1 protein-coding gene is annotated in these 1,433 nt (G+C 60.8%); it reads left to right on the top strand.

All coding sequences use genetic code 11. The features are described from left to right. Positions 1–116: 116 nt before the first annotated feature. Positions 117–1,427, top strand: coding sequence for an ISL3 family transposase (locus tag CYJ22_RS10045; protein WP_101602518.1), 1,311 nt, complete (start codon positions 117–119; stop codon positions 1,425–1,427). Positions 1,428–1,433 lie beyond the last annotated feature (6 nt).

Here is a 1,433-nt window from a genome sequence, read left to right as displayed (position 1 = left end):
TCTTCATAATTGAGGGTGTGGGGGTGGTATGCGGGGTTGGGCGTGTCGTGGCCGGGTAGAGGTCGAGGTCTTCCGATGATGGGGGTTGCGACACCGTCCATCTGAAAGACCTCGACATGTCCAATGCTACCTTTGATCGCCCTGATCTGAGCGCCTTCACGGGCCTGGATGACCTAGGACTGGAAGTGATGGGTCAACGTGTAGGAGACGATCGGACCGTCTTGGCCTGCAAGGTAGTGGGTGAGGATCGGTGGTGCCGACAGTGTGGGGGTGAGGGCGTCGTACGTGACACGGTGGTCAGGCGCTTGGCTCACGTACCCTACGGGTGGCACCCCACCATGTTGCACGTGAGCGTGCGCCGCTACCGCTGCCCAGAGTGTGCTCACGTGTGGCGTCAAAACATGAGTGCAGCGGCCGACCCGCGTGCGAAGCTCTCGCGTGCGGCGGTGCGCTGGGCGCTGGTGGGCCTGGTGGTCCATCATCTGACGGTGGCGCGCGTCGCCGACGTATTGGCCGTGTCGTGGAACACTGCCAATACCGCGATCTTAGGTGAAGGCCAGCGCATGCTCATCGATGATCCTGATCGTTTCGAGGGGGTGCGTGTCATTGGCGTGGATGAACACGTGTGGCGACACACCCCATACGGGGACAAATACGTCACCGTCATCTTGGACTTGACTCCTATACGTGACCGTCGTGGTCCCTCCCGGCTCCTGGATATGATTCCGGGCCGATCCAAGCGGGTTTTCAAAACCTGGCTGGCCTCCCAGCCCGACACCTGGCGCGAGCGCATTGAGATCGTCGCGATGGATGGATTCACCGGCTTTAAGAGCGCCGCCGCCGAAGAGCTCCCAGACGCGAGGGCGGTCATGGATCCTTTCCACGTTGTGCGCCTGGCCGGTGATGCTCTCGATGAGTGCCGCAGGCGCATTCAGCAAGAACTTCACCATCGGCGCGGGCGGGCCACGGATCCCCTGTACAAGGCTCGCAGGATGTTACACACCAGATCTTGCCTGCTCACCCCACGCCAGCAACACCAGCTAGCCGACCTGTTCGCCAGCGATTGCCACGTCGCACTCGAAGTCACCTGGAGCGTCTACCAGAACATCATCGACAGCTACCGCGATCCCCACAAAATCCGCGGCAAGGCCCTAATGCAAGCCGAAATCAACACACTGACCTCCACGCGCGTACCCAGGGGTCTGACCGAGCTCATCACGCTGGGCAGAACGCTCAAACGCAGAGCCGGAGACATCTTGGCTTACTTCGATCATCCCCACACCAGCAACGGTCCTACCGAAGCCATCAACGGCCGCCTCGAACACCTACGCGGATCCGCACTCGGATTCCGAAACCTCAACCACTACATCACCCGAGCACTCCTCGAAACCGGAGGATTCAGACCCCAACTACACCCTCAATTATGAAGAGCC

Origin of the sequence: Schaalia odontolytica (assembly GCF_002847525.1) — a bacterium.
In the GTDB taxonomy this organism is placed as follows: domain Bacteria; phylum Actinomycetota; class Actinomycetes; order Actinomycetales; family Actinomycetaceae; genus Pauljensenia; species Pauljensenia odontolytica_B.
This window is presented reverse-complemented; position numbering and strand designations above follow the sequence as displayed.